We start from the raw sequence: 18,667 nt of genomic DNA, 5'->3' as shown, positions 1-18,667 counted from the left end.
ATATTGAGCATAGAGATAAAAAAAGCCTGACTTCAAAATAAAATGAAGTCAGGCTTTTTAGGTCCGTAAATGTTAACTAGAAAGCTTAATCTTTAAAGTTATTAAACTGGAAAGGTTGCTCTAGTTCCGACTGGCGAATCGCGCTCATAGCTTGTTGCAAATCATCACGTTTTTTGCCCGTTACCCGTACTTTGTCACCTTGGATTGACGCTTGAACTTTAAGCTTCGCTTCTTTGATAAGCTTAACCACTTTCTTGGCTACATCGGTTTCGATGCCTTGTTTAAAACTGGCTTCTTGAGTGTGCATTTTACCGGTCTGTTCTGCTTTTTTTAAATCGACCGCATTAGCATCGACACCACGCTTCGCCAATTGACCGCGCAACATAGTCATCATCTGACCCAGTTGGTAATCGTTTTCAGCAGAAAGCTTCACGATGTCGTTTTTAAACTCAAATTTTGCTTCTACATTACGAAAATCAAAGCGAGTATCAAGTTCACGGTTGGCGTTTTCCGCAGCGTTACGTACTTCAACGCTATCTACTTCAGAAATAATATCAAATGAAGGCATGGGTTTATCCTTTCTTAATTTGTTGGTTGCTATACCGGTTTTACTTTGGGTATAGGTTGGTTATTTTACAACTGTCTTTTTGATTGAAGCGGCGAGCATATCTAACATGGTTACCGTGTCATCCCAGCTTAAGCATGGATCGGTAATCGATTGACCATAAGTGAGGTTATCGAGATCCGTCATTGGTTGATTGCCTTCTTTAATAAAGCTTTCCGCCATAATACCGGCAATGTAAGTCGAACCACTTTCAATTTGTTGGCAAATATCTTGGGCAACATCCAATTGTTTACGATGCTGTTTTTGACAGTTGGCATGGCTAAAATCGACAATCAAACGCGGCGTTAATTCAACATCGGCCAATTGCTGACAAGCTTGTGCTACCGACTCGGCATCAAAGTTAGGGCCGGTATCACCTCCGCGTAAAATGGCATGACCATGTGGGTTGCCCGCGGTGCGGTAAACTGTCATACGACCATTTTTATCGGGTGAGCAAAAATAATGTGAGGATTGCGCGGCGCGAATGGCATCGGTTGAAATTTTCACATTACCGTTAGTACCGTTTTTAAACCCAACAGGGCAAGATAACGCTGAGGCCATTTCACGGTGAATTTGCGATTCAGTCGTGCGAGCGCCAATGGCTCCCCAAGATATCAAATCAGAGATATATTGACCGGTGACCATATCTAAAAATTCAGTCGCGGTAGCAAGGCCAAGAGTATTGATATCCAATAGCAATTTACGCGCTTTATTTAAACCCGCTTCTAAAGCGTAACTGCCATCAAGATTGGGATCAGAAATTAAACCTTTCCAGCCAATGATAGTGCGTGGCTTTTCAAAATAGGTACGCATGACAATCAACAATTGATCTTTATATTGTGCTTGCAGCTCATTTAAGCGTTGCGCGTAATCCAGTGCAGCTTCAGTGTCGTGTACTGAGCATGGGCCCACGACCACTAATAAACGAGGGTCATTCCCCGCAAGGATCGCTTCGATCTGACGGCGAGAATGATCGATATGCTCGGCAACAGAGTCGCACAATGGGTGTGCTTGAGTTAATTCTAATGGGGTCGGCATTGGGCCGAGTGCTAGAGTTCTTAGTTCGTCTGTTTGTACTTGTGTCATTCGACTGTCTTATTGATAAAATACACCCGCTAAAGATAACGGAAATGGCCAAGGGAATAAACGTCCAATCAGGTTTTTCTCCATAAGAATGAGTGAATTCAGGCTATTTTTTTCTATTTACTCCAATCTATTGATTTTTTCGCTTGTTTTGTGATGGTTTGATCAGTATTTTCTTTATATACAGATGTATTTAATGGAGTAGTTATGTCTCAAACAAACGATGGGAAGATCCCAAATAATTTACAGTTGGGTGATGTATTGTCATCTCACGCCGATAGCGTTCTGCCAGACGCACAGCATTTATTTGTGTCGTTGAGTGATTTGATTTGCGAGCGTATTGGTTATCATCCTGAAATTGGTTTACAGCTTGAGACGTTAAGCGTATCAGACAAAGCGCAACTGTCTGCTATCGTGGGTGAAGACACATTAAGCGCCGATGTCATTGATAAGCATTTTGTCGAAACCTTAGTCAAGGTGATCAACTCGGCGATCCAACCTTCGCATCAAGATATACGAATTTGTTTATCCGATACCGACAGCCACCGTTATAGCGCTTTATTAGGTGGTCAGATTGAAGATCAAGAAGTTAACCCTGCCATTGGTTTGCGCGGAGTCGCACGTTTTGCATCGAATCAGCATACCCACTCTTTTGAACTCGAATGTCGGGTTATCAAACAGTTGAGAGAAAAGGGACTGGATATTGACATTGTGGTGCCCTTTGTTCGAGCGTTAAGTGATGCCGCAACTATTATCGACCGTCTTGCCGTACAAGGTCTACCTCGCGGATTAAATGGCTTAAAAGTATTGTTTTGTTGTGATGCACCCGCGTCTGTTTTATTGGCTGATCGCTTATTGCAATATTTTGATGGCATGGTGGTTAATACCAATAATCTGACTCAATTAACCATTGGCGCAGATCAAACCAGTGCGGCATTAGGGTCATTATTTAACCCAGAGCATGAAGCTGTGGTGATATTGATCCATCAGGCGTTAAAATCGGCTCAACAAGCCAATAAACCTTGTGTGGTGTATTGCCAGAAATTAGCCCAATACCCTAAAATTCGAGATGTTTTACTCGAGCATGAAAGCTTGCAAGTGCTGGCCGGTTTATAAATACCGTTCCAATTTGAATGAAAGCGCTATCACAAACCGACCATTTATTAGGTCGGTTTTTTTATGCGCTTAACAACTTAGAACTTTGTCCGTTGACTTGGATGTTAATTAAACGTTAACTGGTCCGACATGGTGAGATCTTAAATCGAATAAAAATAAGAGGGATAGAAATGGATATTCTAACAACCGCAAATCAGCATCTTAGTTATTTTGGAGAGCAACTTGTGCCGATGATCGGCTATTGCAAACCTGAGATCATTAAGATCACCCAAGAAACGGTTGAAATAAAAATCCCGTTAAATAAACCGACTAAAAATCATCTTAATAGTATGTATTTTGGCGCATTGGCGGTGGGCGCAGATGCCGCAGGGGGCTTTTTAGCCATTAGTAAATCTGAGCAGATGGGGCAAAAAATCTCACTCGCATTTAAAGCAGTGAAAGCTGAGTTTTTAGCTCGGCCAGAAGATGACGTGGTGTTTGTGTGTCACGACGGCAAACTGATTGATCAAATGTTATCCGAAACAGTGAAAACGGGGGTGCGAGTTAATCAACCTGTCACCATTACCGCGCTGTGTCCTAGCTTAAATGGGGAGGATCCCGTAGCTATTTTTGAGCTGACTTTGTCGGTAAAGGCACTAGCGGCAAACTAGAAAGGTTAACAAGATAAAATAATCGGATTTACTTTACGTAATCATGAGTAAATCACGTATAATTGGATGGTCATTTTTAGTCGCCCTTTATTTCAGTATGAGCATAAAGGGCGACATTATCACTATCCGTAAAAACAAAAAGAGCCTCCATGATTAATATTGGTCAAATCAACACCCTTAATGTCACTAAAAAAACCGATTTTGGTTACTTCCTTGATGCCGATGATTTCGGTTCAGTATTACTGCCAAACAAGTTCGCACCCGATGGTATTGAGGTGGGTAGTGATGTCGATGTGATGTTGTATTTTGATTCAGATAATCAATTGTCAGCCACCACAGAAACTCCGATCGCTCAAGTAGGGCAATGGGGCATGATGCATGTGGTCGGGGTTAATAATATTGGCGCATTTGTTGATTGGGGAATTGATAAAAAAGATTTGTTGATCCCATTTAGTAACCAGCGTGTACCTCTAAACGAAGAACAAAATATTCTGGTGTATGTCTATTCGGATTCGGCATCGGGCCGCATTGTAGGTACCACTAAATTCAATAAGCTGTTAGATAAAACACCCGCCAATTATGAGATTAATCAGCAAGTTGAATTGTTGATTGCCGAACGTACCGACCTTGGTTTTAAAGCCATTATTCATGGCGAGCATTGGGGCGTGATCTTTAAATCGGATGTGTTTGGTAAGTTATTTGTTGGTAAGCGATTAAAAGGCTATATCAAAGCGATCCGAGAAGATGGCCGCATTAACTTATCGTTGCAAAAAATTGGTGTAGCAAAAATGGATGACCTGAGTGAAAAGGTGATGCATGTGCTACAAACCAAAGGCGGCTTCCTACCATTAAGTGATAAGTCGACCCCAGAAGCGATCTTTACCGTATTCAGAACCAGTAAAGGCACCTTTAAAAAGACCATCGGCGGTTTGTATAAAGACGGTAAAATTCGTATCGAAAAAGATGGTATCTACTTGAACGATTAATCTCAAGTGCAGAGTTAAGCATTGACGTTCTTGTACAAAAGCCTCTTCGGAGGTTTTTTTGTGCCTAAAAATTGAGAAATACACTGAGTATAATTACTTAGTTTCATTATTCGCATTGTAAATTATTTGAATTATAAACAATCTTATCCAGTGCAATAAAGCTCCTACGATAGGATGGATTGTTAACTAGCTCCTAAATAATCATCCATATCTTACTCAAACATTGATATTGACCTTAAATCAATTAATTCGTGACAAAAATAAACAGGTAGCTAAATTGTTAATTAATTGATCGCAATATGTGCCATTCACCGGTTATGCACGATGTTTTATTAGTTAGTGGTCACTTTTATGACACTTTTTAATAAAAAAATTTGGCAGGGAGGGGAACTTTATCCTAAATTGTAGCCATTCCAGTTCATAGCGTCTCTTTTGAAAGGCGAATAAATTATGCCTGGAATTGATAATTCTATTAGTATCAAATGGTTGCATGGAAGCGCATTCATTTTTTGAACTTAATTCATGTCAAAAAATAGAACAAGGTTTGGATAAGTCATTCGATTTTAATCAGCATACCGCTGGTTAAAACAATATAATAATTAAAGGTTTTATGATGAAAAAGTTACTACTGTCTACATTAATCCCTGCATTACTTCTCTCCACTGCAGCCAGCGCTGCTGATATCTATAAAGCAGAAGACGGTTCTCATGTAAACTTATACAGCCGTTTGGGTTACAACATCACAAACAAAGGTACCAACGATCAAGATACTCGTGGTGTGTTTGATGGACGTATCGGCCTTAGTGGTTCTCAAACTATTAATGAACATGCTGACGTTATCGGTCAAGCACAATATCAAGTTGGGGCAGCGGAATACGCTAACTCATTAGATCCAAAATCTTCTGATTTAACCGCTCGTTATGTATGGGCCGGTATCGATGGACATGAATACGGTAAAATTAAAGGCGGTCGTGTTGATTCTGGTTTGATCATGTTCACAGACATTGGTGATGTGTTTGCAACATCAGATGTTTCTATGGCGCGTCAAGCAAGTATGGTTGATAAAACAGCGGTACAAGTATTTCGTCAAGACGGCACTCTGCAATACCAAAACACCATTGGTAACTTAGACGTTTCTGGTGCATACATCTTCGGTAACGACACTTCAAATCTAGATTACGGCTACAATGCGGCGCTTCGTTACACCATCGATATGGGCGGTGCAGGTACATTGGCACCTGTTGTAGCATACCAACAGACTAAAGCTGACGATACAAAGGTTGCGGGTAAAAACGTTGACGGCGCAGAATACAAATTCTGGGGTGTGGGCACACGTTACTACCTAAATAAATTAATGTTAGGTGCATTGTATTCTCAAGATGAAGTTGATGGTATTTACGCGAACACTAGTACTGATAAAGTAATGGAGTTTACCGCGGTTTACGACTTAAATGATGATTGGGCATTCCGTGCTGGTTACCGTAATTTGCAAAATGACGGCGGTGATGAATTAGAGCTTAAGGACACTACTTTCGAAGTTCAATACAAACTAACGGCAATGTCTTCGATTTACACCACTTATGAGTTACGTAATGGTGAAAATGGTTATGCTTCAGGTACATCGGCTGGACTGCGTACAGATGGCTTCGGCGGCGATGCTGACGAAAACTTCTACAGTGTTGGTATTCGTTTCGAAATCTAAGTTTCACAAGCTAGATTTAAATACATTATCCTAAATGAAGCGCATAGCAGTCAATGTTATGCGTTTTTTCTCTTTATAAGATATTGAATCGACCAGTGACAGGTAAGCCAACTTTAAATCTAGAGGCTAAGGGTAAATCATCATGTTTAACTGTGTTTTTATTTTTAAATTAAAACGATGTTCGATTGTATCTTCATGATAAATAGATTGTTTTGTGGACATGTGAATAACGGTAAATTGTTTTACATCAATCTTTTTTCATTTAGGGTTGAAACCTGTGTGCGATTGGATTTTAATGCACACCGCTGCACCATATACGGGGCAGTATTTTTTTGAAGTAAGGGTTCTCTATGTATCTATTTTGTCGTCAATCAGTACAAGACTATCAAGTTTGGCAGAATTTTTTTCGCGTCAGCACAGTAGTTTATGAGGAAGCAGGCTTAATACTAAAAAACGTATGGAAAGGAGAGTCCAATAACGTCTTTATCATTTTTAAAGTTGAAAATGTAAAGGTGGCCAAAGCTTTTATAAAATCACCAGCAACAGAAAAACATCGTGAAAAAGCGGGTGTGTTAACCAATGAAATGCACTTTATGGAAGAAATATAAGCGTAAATTATAATGAGTATGATGGGGTTTTGGCTTTAACCTTCGCGCTCTAATTATTCCAATATCGATTGAATTTGTGTATGCCTAACACGGCATAAAGTGGTATCAATCGATATTGGTTTAAAATTAATAACGGCAAGAATTATTCGTTTCAAAATCAATCGCTTTAAAATCAATTAATTCAAGGCGAATAGGTGCAAAACTAATTGGTGCAAAGCTAATTGGCTTAAAAAATCAGAATAAGTTTTTATCTCTCACCAGTTCTCTCGGCAGCCCATTCTTGATCCGGTTGCTAACCCATTTACCTAGTCCAATCACTTGATGTTCAAAACTGACAATAACCTCACCCGAACCGGTTTGGTTAGGCCGTACATCGCGCCCCATAAACCATTCACGTGCTTCTGCTTGGCTTAATTCAACCATTGTGACATTACCTGGCTTGGCTAATGCCATAATCGCTTCATGTTGCCAGCGAAACGGTGATTGGTTTGGCTTTTTGGAAGGCTTGAGTATCTCAGCTAATTTTATCCCAATACGACCAAAGCGAAGTTCTCCGATCATGTGAGTCATAGCACTTGGGAATAACCACACTTCTTTATCTCGGATCCAAACTTCGCTGCTGTTGGGAATAGAAAGTGCGAGGGTATCGTCTAATGAGTTTTGCAGCTCTAAAACTAATTTTTCAGGCGCTTTTTCAAATGGAAACTGACCCAAACGTTTTTTGACTTGTGGCGGTGTGACAGAAGCAAGTTTTTTGATTTTAGCAACAAAAAAACCTTCACTGTCAAAGATTTGTGGGTAAATATGCAAGAAGCCTTCTTCGGTCATTGCTTGATCTGCGCCGCTAAATAATTCACCTAGAGGCTGAAACTCCACCGCATCGCCAAAGGTCTGTTTTAAATGCTGACAGACTTGTTGATTTTCTTGCAGGTTTAATGTGCAGGTGGAATACACCAGCGTGCCATTGGGCTTTAAGGCATGAAAACCACTTTCAATTAAATCTTTTTGGGTGAGGGCTATCTCGCTGACCGAAGATAAACTCCAATTGCTCATCGCATCGGCATCTTTTCGGACAGTGCCTTCGCCTGAGCAGGGAGCGTCGAGTAAAACGGTATCAAACTGTTCAGGAAGCCATCCGCCAAACACACGGGCATCAAAGTTCGTCAATGCGGTGTTATGTACGCCACAACGCTGCACATTGGCGCTCAGTACCTTTACTCGGCTAGCAGAGTATTCGTTTGCCACCAACGCGCCATCATTTTTCATTGCGGCGGCGATTTGAGTGGTTTTAGAACCTGGAGCGGCGGCCATGTCGAGAACCAGGTCAAGCTGTTGATTATTATCCAATAACGCGGTAACCGGTAACATCGAACTGGCTTCTTGAATATAAAATAAACCGGAGAGATGCTCAGCGGTATTTCCCAGTGGAACGGTTTCGTCGGCGCGATCAAGCCAAAATCCGCAATCACACCAAGGCACTGCCTCGAGAGTCCACTGTTTTTCTTCCGCTAAAGATAAAAAATCGGCAACGGAGATTTTTAAGGTATTGACGCGAATACTACGACGCAATGGACGTTGGCAGGCCGAAATAAATTCTTCCATGCTTAAGTGAGACGGCATGGTGGATTCGACTAAAGATAAAAATTCAGATGGCAGCTTAACGTTAGGGTGCAAAATAGCCTCGGGGTACTAGAAAATGACGCAGCGATTTTATGCTTTATTACGAAAAAATGCAGCCAAAAAATGGCTGCATTGTAATTATGTTATTGATTATAGTTAGCGACCATTAATGAGGTATCGCTTTTTGCCACGTTAACCATTCTGGTTGAGGTTCTTTATATAATAAGAAGGTGGTTTTAGCAACGGCTTTTGGTGCTAACTCATCTTCTTCTGGGGTTGCAAAGGCTATGCCACCGCGCAAAATACTGTCCATAGTGCCTGCTTTTACATTGGCGCCTGATAAACCAATGCTAACATTGACCCCGGAAATATCCCAAAAAACCGAGTTTTTACGCACAAGGTAAGCATATTTAGGGGAAACTTTTAAGGTTGTGATCACGCGATCGGCTAATGGTCCCAACTCCACAGCCGACACTCGGCCAACTTCAAAACCACGATATAACAAAGGAGTACCGACCTTTAATGACTTTTTGCTTAAGCTTTGTAAGTAAAAAGTCACACCCGCTGGTGATTGCGGATGGTTGTTTAAATTAAATTTATAACTGGCCGTTGTGCTAGTCGACGGTTGCACTTGAATATAAGGACTTAATAAAGTGTCGATATTTTTAGCGCCATCAAGGCCAATTTCAGGGGATACCACCCAGAACTGACTGCCTTGTTTGGCAATATTTGCTACATATTCAGGGAAGATACGCGCGGTAATATCAACATTGTTTAACTTAAAGTCAGGGCGGACAAAGGTGACTTCACCAATCGCAACACCTTGATATTTAATTGGCATGCCTTTCTTAACCGTGCTGTTGTGTTTAGTCGTTAAGGTGATTTGACGGCCAAATTGACGAGCGGATTTATAATCGTCGTACAATATCCAGTTAGCATTTAATTTGTTTTCGACACCAGTTACTGAATCGAATGCAATACCGCCCTTGATTAACGATGCTAAAGGTGACGTGGTCACGCTAACGCCGCTTAAATTGGCATCCACTTTAATACCTGAGTAATTCCAAAAAACAGTATGAGGCGTGATCAAGTGTTGATAACGGTTCTCGATACGAATATAAATTTTAACTCCGCCGTCGACCAGTTTAAAGCTTGATACTTTACCCACTTGAAGGTTGCGATAAAGGATAGGGCTGCCTTTGGATACTGAGGGAAGTTTCGGTGCAAGCAAGGTTAAGCTAGTGGTGCCAGAAGTTTCATATTTTGCTAGATCGGCTAAAGCATTGCTTGAATAAAGGTGGTATTGATTATTGATAGTGCCTGAGCCTCGGCTATCAAAGCTAATCGAACCGGCTAATAATTGTTTCATTGGTGGCATTGAAACACTGAGTCCCATACCATTAATTTGAGCATCAACACTGCCGCTAACAAAGAATCGACTTTGTGATTTAACTAATTTGGCATATTGAGAATTGACTTGGGCATCAAAGATCACTTTATCGTCTTGTAAAAATACTTTGTTTACATTGCCGACAGGGATCCCTTTGTAAAGAATTTGGGTGCCAGCTTCGAGTCCATAAGTATTATCCGAGGTTAACCTTATTGGCGTGGTGAGGTTTTTGGTGCGTAACAAATCATTTTTACGAATAACATCGAAATGGCGAATTTTTGGTCCAACGCCAGGGACTAAAGTTAAGAAGTTTCCGGTGATCAGATTCGACACATTTTCCATATCGGTTAACGACAGTTTTGGCTCTTCTAAAACAAACTGTGAGCCTTGGTTTAACACTTCATTAAAAGCAGGTTGGATGGCGGCAGAGGCTCTAACCGATTCTTTATCGTCAGATAAACGCACATTGGTGATTTGACCGATCTCGATACCTTTGTACATGATAGGAGCATTGGCCGAGACTTTACTTTTATCGGGTAATGTCATGCTGATGCGAGTACCACGCCCAGCGGTTTTTATATCTGGGTATAAACGATAAACGCTATCCGGCAAGATAGATTTGCCATCTTGGGGCGAATCGACCGCAATGCCGCCAGTGAGTAGCGCATTTAAGCTTTCTAGTTGTACGTCGATACCATTAAAACCAACGCTGGTATTCATGCCACTGACATTCCAAAAACGACTGTCAGAATTAATAATGTGAGCGTACTTCTTTTGAATCGAGACATTAATTTTAACTTCACTTGAATCTTTCGATAAAGTGAAATTAGTGACTTCGCCAATCGGGATCTTGCGATACATGATTTTAGAGCCTACCGAGATGGAGCCTAAATCTTTCGAGGTTAAGGTGAGATTAAAACCATTTTGAGCGCGAATATCCATCGGCTCTTCGGCTTGGGCAGTATAGTTGGTCGAGAAATTTTTCGACGGTTTGTTTATTTCCGAATTATTAGGATCGATGGCAATATAATTACCAGACACCAAAGCATCAAGACCTGTGATACCACTTAGGCTGGCTTGAGGTTTGACTAACCAAAAACGGGTATGTTTAGAAAGGAGTTGGCTGGCTTTTGGATAAATGTCGGCAGAAACATAAATATCTTTTAAGTTATCCGATAAACTGATTTTTTTAACAATTCCGACCTCTAAACCTTGATAACGGATCGTGGTCCTTCCTTCAACTAAACCTTGAGCATCAGAAAAGTGGATTTGTATGCGTTCACCCATTTGAGAGTAAGTCTTATAACCAAGCCATCCTGCCAAACACAGGGCAATTAATGGCAAGATCCATAATGGTGATATTTTACGTTCACTTTTGACCGTGACTTTATTCATAGGGGGCTGCTCATTTTTCATGTAGTGATTCTTTTTGTGGTGTGTTTGAAGCAGAATCATCCCAGATGAGGCGGGGATCTAAGCTTTCTGCGGCAAGCATGGTTAGGACAACAACACCGGCAAACGCAATTGCAGCGGGGCCGGGTAAAAAATCAAGAATTTGATCGCGGTCAACCAAAGCAATGGTGATGGCGATAACATATAAATCCAGTATGGACCATTTTCCTATCCACTTTACAAATAAGTAAATTTTCATCCTTCGAGTGTAATCTGTGACGTGCTTAAACTGAATGCCGATCAAAATGTAAATCAAACCAATAATTTTTGCGATAGGGACCGCTATACTAGCAACAAAAATAATGAAGGCAATTTCTGGCATGCCACTTTTCACAAACGAGATAACGCCTGAAAAAATCGTGTCTTCATAGCGTTTACCATTACTGTAGAAAATCGAAATATACAGCAAGTTTGCCGGTAAAATTAGAATCGCTGCGGTGATCAAAAATGCCCACGTCTTTTGAATTGAATTGGGCTTACGTTTATGAATGATGAAACCGCAACGCACACATGACTGGCTTTCTGGTTGAGATAAGTGGCAGTGATGACAATGAGTTTGAACATCATCAAATTGAAACTGCTCGGATGACTGCCAACGTTGCCAATAACGGCTCACACTCAAACGAGATAATAAAAAAATGGTCACAATTTGAGTTAAGAAAATACAGGCGAGGCCCATTTTTGGTGTGATCGTGGCGTACTCGCTTAATTTAAAGAAGGCGATAGCAATCCCGAGCAGGAACACATCTAGCATCATCCAGTGTTTTAAGCGTTGAAAAATCAGTAGAGAATACTTGAATATTGTAAAGTGTTGACGGGTGAGTCCCCAATGGGCTGTGATGACGGTTCCAAAGACAATTAACGGGGTTAATACACTACAAAACAACACAATAAAGCCGAGAATAACGGAGCTTTCTTTCATTAACGCGTATGAACCACTGACTAAATTAGCGGAAAAATTAATATTAAACAGTCGAATGGTCACAAAGGGAAAAAACAAGCAAGGGATCAGAAACAACAATCCCGTCAATGCGAGAAATAAGTTGTCTCTTAACGGTTTATGACTGCCACGATAAAGTTGAGTGTCACAGCGAGGACAGTGTGCATTTTTGCCTTGTGGTAGTTCGAGAGTTGAAATTTTGATCTCACAAACAGGGCAAATAATCTGTGCTTGCTTAATATTGAAAGCAGAGGTTGACGAGGAAGGCGCTAAAACAGCACCTTGCTTGTTATTGTCCTTTATATTCTCTAACTGGCCAGAGGGTTCAGAGCTCACAAAGCGATCCTAGCGAAATAACGTAGGCGTGTTTATCAGAACTGTATTTCAGTGGCAGGATTTGACTGACCATGTTCAATATTACTTGTGCCATAAAGCGCTTGATAAAGTCCTTGTTGATTGAGCAACTCCCCATGAGTGCCGGTTTGTGTCACTTGCCCATCTTCGAGTACATAGATGAGGTCGGCTTGTTTTATGGCCGATAATCGATGCGCGACAATTAAGGTGGTACGCCCAGCTAAAAATGTACTCATCGCGCGATGAAGCCGAGATTCGGTGGCAGTATCTAATGCCGAGGTTGCTTCATCGAGAATAACAAATTTCGGATCGGTTAATAACATTCTGGCAATCGACAGTCTTTGTCGCTGTCCGCCGGATAATCGCACCCCTTGACGACCGATTTGAGTATCAAGCCCATCCGACAATTGATTAATAACATCATCGAGTTGCGCCAGATTGAGTGCATGCCATAAAGCATTATCATCGTGCTTACTACCAAGGGTCAGATTTTGCCTCAAAGTATCATTAAATAAAACAGGGTTTTGCAGCACAACTGCGATTTGATCTCGAATAATTTCAAACCCTATTTTTTCGCAATCGGTATGATTGAATGAAATTGTACCACTTTGTGCGCGATAAACGCCAATAAGTAATTGGATTAAAGTGGATTTACCGCTACCACTAGCCCCAACCAGCGCCACTTTTTTGCCGGCTGGTATGGTTAATGTTAGTTGACGTAAAACTTTTTGATCGAGATTGTAAGCAAAGTCAACATTATGAAGTTCAACATCGACACTGGCGCTTGAGACAAAAGGGTTAGTGGTAGAGATAGGTCGATACTCTTCTTCCATTTGCAATAAGCTATTAATGCGTTGTAAGGCCGCTTTTGCACTGTACCAAGAGAACTGCACCGCTAATAATTCTTGTACCGGACCTAACATAAACCACAAGTAACCAAATACAGCAAAGATTTGCCCGATAGTGAGATCGCTAAACACCACCATTAGCATGGCAACCACACGAAATAATTCAAAACCGAGCAGAAACAGTAAAAAAGAGAGTCTGCCTGCGGCTTCAGATTGCCAAGCAAATTGATCGGCGTCATTACGAATGTGATTGGCTTGTTGTTTTAATTCTTGTAGGTAAATCGATTCTTTATTGGCCGCGCGCAACTGATAAATACCATCTAAAACTTCAACTAAACGATTTTGAAAACGCTCGAAAGACTGGTTCTCTTTTTGTTTTAGGTGCTTAACTTTACTGCCCAGTTTGCGTGAAAAGTAAATCACGAAAGGATTCACCAGTAAAATAAACAAGCCCAAACGCCAATCAAGCCATAACAAAACGACGGCAGTACCCAATACCGTTAAGAAACTAATGGCAAATTTACTTAAGGTGGAACCAATAAATTTATCAATAGTTTCAATGTCGGTGACTAAGTGGGCATTGATACTGCCACTACCACGAGTTTCGTATTGTTGAATGCTAATTAAGCCCAATTTATCAATCATTTTACTGCGGATCTGGTAAGTAATGGTCTTTGACACTAAAGTGAATTGACGGCTTTGTAGAATATTCAACAATTGACTGCCAGTGCGCATTAAAATGATCAATCCAAAGGCCAGCCCAATGTAACCTGCTGGGGTGTGCAATGATGTTGGCAAAATATGATCCATCACTTCAATGCCAGTCGATGGATGATTTAATAGCACTTCATCGACCATTAATGGCATTAATAACGGGATAGGGACACTGAGCATGGTGGCGACTATCGCGATTAAATTTGCAGCAATCAGTTTTCTTTTGTGCTGTTTTACTTGAGTAATAAGCCAAGACTGGTTAATTATAGGTTGATTATTAGTATTCATGAGTGATAATGATTCCTATTTGCAATATTGACATTGTACGGAATTAGTTAAAATATGGAAGTGAAGCATGTCAAATAAGTTGTACTCACGTTTAACCGCGCAAGTGGTCGCGATGATCGAATCAGAACCTGATTTTATTGCGAACCTAGCTAATATTAGCTCGATATTGAATATGGAGCTGGAATCCATTAATTGGGTCGGCTTTTATATGCTTAAAGACAATGAGTTAGTGTTAGGCCCATTTCAAGGCAATCCTGCTTGTGTTCGCATTCCGGTTGGCCGTGGTGTTTGTGGCAGTGCCGTGGCACAAAATGCAATCCAGCGAGTGGCAGATGTACATGCATTTTCTGGCCATATTGCCTGTGATGCTCAAAGTAATTCAGAAATAGTGATCCCATTCTCCATTAATAATGAGATAGTAGGGGTATTGGATATTGATAGCCCACTATTTGACCGATTTAGTGCCGAAGATGAAAAAGGCTTGTCAGATTTGATGGCACAGGTAGAAATAATCCTTCAAAAGCATATTTCACCACGATAATTTGCACATGCAGGTGGTTTTTCATTTCCATCTCACTATAATAGCCAAAATAATTTTATGAACACCCGTGCGGAAATTTACCCGCATTAACCAGGACCCCCCATGGAAAACACTGAAAAGTTAAAAAACAGCAAAGAAGTTATTGCGTATATTGCTGAACGTTTCCCACTATGCTTTACCCTTGAAGGCGAAGCTAAGCCTCTAAAGATTGGAATCTTCCAAGACCTTGCAGAGCGTTTAAGCGAAGACGAGAAAGTGAGCAAAACTCAATTGCGCGCCGCATTACGTCAGTACACGTCATCTTGGCGTTACCTTCACGGTGTAAAACTTGGTACAGAACGTGTTGACCTTGATGGTAATGCGTGTGGTGAGTTAGAAGCAGAACATGTTGAGCATGCTAAAACAGCACTCGCTGAAAGCAAAGCTCGTGTTCAAGCTCGTCGTAAAGAACAAGCGGATAAAAACCGAGAAGAAAGAATTGCAGCCGCTAAAGCGAAAGCCAAAGCTGCTCCAAAAGCGCCACGTAAACCTAAAACAGATCCAAAAGCGAAAGTTGCAAAACCAGCAAAACCTGCAGTTGTTGAAACTCGCGCGTTAAATGCTGATGAAATTGTTCTTGGTAGCGATATTAATATTAATATGGGTCAGGGCAATATGGCTGCAACTATTGTCGAAATTAACAAGGATGATGTTCGTGTTCGCCTTGCTAACGGCTTACAAATGGTCGTGAAAGCGGAGCACTTGCGCGTATAAAGGGGATAATCCTACGCATGAATTTCCGATTAAAAGCGTCACTATTTGCTGTTAGCCTTGTGCTAACAGCAAATTCAGCTTTGGCGGCTGAAGCTAAAATTAAAGAGTCTCAGATTCCGGTATTAACGGCTGAGGCTCAGCATGCTATTGCCAGTCAACGAGTGGCATCTCGCTTTACTCGTTCTCACTATAAACACTTCAAACTTGATGATGCCTTTTCAAAAGGTATTTTTGATCGTTATCTAGAATCTCTCGATTACAGTCGTAATGTTTTCACTCAATCAGATATTGATGCTTTCAAACCATTTGAAAGTGAGATTGATGATCAGCTGAAATCTGGCGACACTAAAGCCGCTTTTGATATGTTCAATTTATCGATGAAACGTCGATATGAACGTTATTCTTACGCACTAACTTTATTAGATCATGAAATCAAATTTGATACTGATGAGAAAATGGAGCTGGATCGTTCAAAAGCCAAATGGCCACAAAACGAAGCGGAAGTTGATGAGTTATGGCGCGAACGTGTTAAATACGATGCATTAAACTTAAAATTAACCGGTAAAAAATGGCCGGAAATTAAAGAGTTGCTAACTAAGCGCTATAACAATGCCATCAAACGTATTACTCAAGCGCACAGTGAAGATGTATTCCAAATTTACATGAATGCATTTGCTCGCCAAATCGATCCCCACACCAGTTACTTGTCACCACGTTCAGCCGATGAATTCCAAGCAGAAATGAGTTTATCGCTTGAAGGGATAGGTGCAGTACTGCAAGCCGATGACGATTACACCACGATACGTTCTCTTGTGACTGGCGGTCCGGCTGCGGGTTCTAAGCAATTGGCAGAAGGTGATAAAATTATTGCCGTCGGCCAAGATGGCAAGAAAATGGTCGATATTATCGGCATGCGTTTGGATGATGTGGTGCAATTAATTAAAGGGCCAAAAGGCACTAAGGTTAATCTGCAGATACTGCCAGAGGGTAAAAACGCCAAAAGTCACGTTGTCACAATTGTACGAGATAAAATCCGTTTAGAAGACCGCGCAGTGAAATCCAAAGTGATTGAACAAAACGGTAAGAAAATCGGCGTACTTGAAGTACCAAGCTTCTATGTTGGTTTATCCAAAGATACAGCAAAATTGCTGGTGGATTTGAATAAACAGAAAGTAGACGGTGTGGTGGTGGATTTACGTAACAATGGTGGTGGCGCATTAACCGAAGCTATTGAATTATCGGGATTATTTATTACTCAAGGGCCGGTGGTCCAAGTGCGTGATAGTTATGACCGAGTTAATGTAGACAGTGATAATGACGGTATCGAAAACTATGATGGCCCAATGACGGTATTAATTAACCGTTACAGCGCCTCAGCGTCAGAGATTTTTGCCGCCGCAATGCAAGATTACGATCGCGCCGTTATTGTCGGTGAAAACTCTTACGGCAAAGGTACGGTTCAACAGCATCGCTCATTAACGCATATCTATGATAACTTTGATAAGCCATTAGGTTTTGTTCAATACACGATTCAAAAATTCTACCGCATCAGTGGTGGCAGTACTCAGCGTAAAGGCGTAGCACCGGACATTGCGTTCCCAGCCGCCGTTTTACCTGAAGATACCGGTGAAAGTGTTGAAGATAATGCCTTGCCGTGGGATCAAATTGCAAAAGCAAATTATGAAACTGTGGTGACGCCAAGTGATGAACAATCGCTGGTGACCAAACTTATCGCTGAACATAAAGCGCGTATTGCCAATGATCGTGAATTTACTTTCATTAAAGAAGACATTAAAAAGTATCAGGCTGAAAAAGACGATACCACCATCTCTTTAAATGAAAAATTCCGCGAGCAAGAGTCGGATAAAGAAGATCAACTAAAACTGGATCGTATTAATGTACGTGAAAAAGCGGCGGGTAAACCAACGTTTAAAACATTAGAAGATGTTCCTAAAGATTACGAAGCTCCCGATGCTTATCTTGATGAAGCGGTAGCGATAACTGCCGATATGAGTAACAGTTAACTTTTTCTCATCGATCAAAATAAGTAAAATAGAAACGAAGCCCTCAGTGAATTTTCACCGGCTTCGTTTTTTTATGCGTCAAAAAAATTGTAGTTCAAACAAATTTGCGAGTTAAATCACATAGCCTAAACTTTAACTACCGTGTTTAAATTTGGTAGTGATAGGCGTATGTTGAAAAGTATGATGATCCTTTTATGTTCGCTCAGTTTAGGTGCTGCCACTGTTGATGCGCCAAAGAAAATGGACATGTTCTTATTTGAAAATCCATTTTTGATTGGGCAATGGGTTGTGTTAAATCCAATGCCAGACGAGTTGCCAGATGATTTTCTTTATATTCGTTTGCAACTTGAATCGAATTATCGCTTTAGCATCGCGATTAAACGTAAGGATAAATCAGTCGATAGTTGGCAAGGGGATTTTACCGTTGATGATGGGGTTCTGACATTAGGACCGAATTCGCATGATCCACAAATTTATAGTTATCGAGTCAATCCGCATAAACTACTACTCAATGGGGTCGCTTTTACTAAATTACTCCCTGCTCATTTATCGGGTTATTGGCAAAGCACTTACATTCGTGGGGTTGATGTTGCTTCGAGTCAACTCAGTCATATTACCTTGCAGTTAGAGCCCAATTTTTATTTCTCCATTCATTCCATGACTCAAGATGGAACGATAAAATCCCGTGAAGGGGTGTATTACATTGAAGATAATAATATTTCGTTTATTTTTCAAGATGGTGAACAAACCTCACAATTTAGTCTGCAAGCCAAGCAATTGATCTTGTCGAGTAATGATCTTGATATGTACATTGCCTTTCAACGAGATGATGAGTAGCAGGATCGATAATTAAAATATCCTCAGCCAAGCGAATATTTTATCTGTTGGCCAATTAGCATACTTTTACTGCTGTGAATCTGGGAATAAGCAAACAATTATGCAAGAATGGAAGTAGCAACAAATCTAACTTTTATCAGCCTATCTGTGATGGCCT

At 40.8% G+C, this 18,667-nt stretch carries 15 protein-coding genes; 9 read left to right on the top strand and 6 right to left on the bottom strand.

The window, feature by feature from the left end:
- Window positions 1-85: 85 nt before the first annotated feature.
- Both HC723_RS04100 and HC723_RS04095 read right to left on the bottom strand, forming a co-directional pair.
- Window positions 86-568: a YajQ family cyclic di-GMP-binding protein gene (locus tag HC723_RS04100; RefSeq protein WP_153447166.1), complete on the bottom strand. Its 483-nt coding sequence runs from the start codon at window positions 566-568 to the stop codon at window positions 86-88.
- Window positions 569-628: 60 nt separating this feature from the next.
- A complete protein-coding gene (locus HC723_RS04095) occupies window positions 629-1,690 on the bottom strand; it encodes a 3-deoxy-7-phosphoheptulonate synthase (RefSeq protein ID WP_190338298.1) in 1,062 nt (353 codons plus the stop codon).
- A 204-nt stretch (window positions 1,691-1,894) separates the two neighbouring features.
- Here HC723_RS04095 and HC723_RS04090 point away from each other — a divergent pair, with 204 nt between their 5' ends.
- The 5 genes from HC723_RS04090 to HC723_RS04070 all read left to right on the top strand — a co-directional run bounded on the left by HC723_RS04090 (window position 1,895) and on the right by HC723_RS04070 (window position 6,749).
- Complete coding sequence (locus tag HC723_RS04090) at window positions 1,895-2,803, top strand: putative PEP-binding protein (protein ID WP_190338297.1); 909 nt, start codon at window positions 1,895-1,897, stop codon at window positions 2,801-2,803.
- A gap of 170 nt (window positions 2,804-2,973) precedes the next feature.
- Window positions 2,974-3,453: a PaaI family thioesterase gene (locus HC723_RS04085; protein ID WP_190338296.1), complete on the top strand. Its 480-nt coding sequence runs from the start codon at window positions 2,974-2,976 to the stop codon at window positions 3,451-3,453.
- Between the two features lie 149 nt (window positions 3,454-3,602).
- Complete coding sequence (locus tag HC723_RS04080) at window positions 3,603-4,439, top strand: CvfB family protein (RefSeq protein ID WP_153447162.1); 837 nt, start codon at window positions 3,603-3,605, stop codon at window positions 4,437-4,439.
- A gap of 613 nt (window positions 4,440-5,052) precedes the next feature.
- Window positions 5,053-6,141 carry a porin gene (locus tag HC723_RS04075; RefSeq protein ID WP_190338295.1) on the top strand — a complete coding sequence of 363 codons (1,089 nt, stop codon included), beginning with the start codon at window positions 5,053-5,055 and terminating at the stop codon, window positions 6,139-6,141.
- A 350-nt stretch (window positions 6,142-6,491) separates the two neighbouring features.
- Window positions 6,492-6,749, top strand: coding sequence for a hypothetical protein (locus HC723_RS04070; RefSeq protein WP_190338294.1), 258 nt, complete (start codon window positions 6,492-6,494; stop codon window positions 6,747-6,749).
- Window positions 6,750-6,983: 234 nt separating this feature from the next.
- Here HC723_RS04070 and rsmF read toward each other — a convergent pair whose 3' ends face one another.
- From rsmF to HC723_RS04050, 4 genes are all read right to left on the bottom strand, one after another.
- Entirely contained in the window at window positions 6,984-8,423 is a 1,440-nt protein-coding gene (gene rsmF / locus HC723_RS04065) for a 16S rRNA (cytosine(1407)-C(5))-methyltransferase RsmF (protein ID WP_190338293.1), read from the bottom strand.
- A 112-nt stretch (window positions 8,424-8,535) separates the two neighbouring features.
- The gene (locus HC723_RS04060; protein WP_190338292.1) at window positions 8,536-11,175 is read right to left on the bottom strand and encodes an MlaD family protein; all 2,640 of its coding nucleotides are present in this window, start codon (window positions 11,173-11,175) and stop codon (window positions 8,536-8,538) included.
- Complete coding sequence (locus HC723_RS04055) at window positions 11,165-12,391, bottom strand: PqiA/YebS family transporter subunit (protein ID WP_190338344.1); 1,227 nt, start codon at window positions 12,389-12,391, stop codon at window positions 11,165-11,167. The genes HC723_RS04060 and HC723_RS04055 overlap by 11 nt, the downstream gene beginning before the upstream one ends.
- A gap of 131 nt (window positions 12,392-12,522) precedes the next feature.
- Window positions 12,523-14,355, bottom strand: a complete 1,833-nt coding sequence (locus tag HC723_RS04050; protein ID WP_190338291.1) for an ABC transporter ATP-binding protein — start codon at window positions 14,353-14,355, stop codon at window positions 12,523-12,525.
- A gap of 67 nt (window positions 14,356-14,422) precedes the next feature.
- Between HC723_RS04050 and HC723_RS04045 the strand changes: the two genes are divergently transcribed.
- From HC723_RS04045 to HC723_RS04030, 4 genes are all read left to right on the top strand, one after another.
- Window positions 14,423-14,896, top strand: a complete 474-nt coding sequence (locus tag HC723_RS04045; protein ID WP_153447157.1) for a GAF domain-containing protein — start codon at window positions 14,423-14,425, stop codon at window positions 14,894-14,896.
- Window positions 14,897-14,998: 102 nt separating this feature from the next.
- On the top strand, window positions 14,999-15,649 hold the full coding sequence (gene proQ / locus HC723_RS04040; RefSeq protein WP_190338290.1) for an RNA chaperone ProQ: 651 nt from the start codon (window positions 14,999-15,001) through the stop codon (window positions 15,647-15,649).
- A gap of 17 nt (window positions 15,650-15,666) precedes the next feature.
- On the top strand, window positions 15,667-17,673 hold the full coding sequence (gene prc, locus HC723_RS04035) for a carboxy terminal-processing peptidase (RefSeq protein WP_190338289.1): 2,007 nt from the start codon (window positions 15,667-15,669) through the stop codon (window positions 17,671-17,673).
- A 168-nt stretch (window positions 17,674-17,841) separates the two neighbouring features.
- Window positions 17,842-18,510, top strand: a complete 669-nt coding sequence (locus HC723_RS04030) for a hypothetical protein (RefSeq protein ID WP_153447154.1) — start codon at window positions 17,842-17,844, stop codon at window positions 18,508-18,510.
- Window positions 18,511-18,667: the final 157 nt, after the last annotated feature.

The organism is Vibrio sp. S11_S32 (assembly GCF_014694465.1).
Classification (GTDB): Bacteria; Pseudomonadota; Gammaproteobacteria; order Enterobacterales; family Vibrionaceae; genus Vibrio; species Vibrio algicola.
Note: the sequence above shows the minus strand (reverse complement) of the source record. Positions and strands in the feature narration are given on the sequence as shown.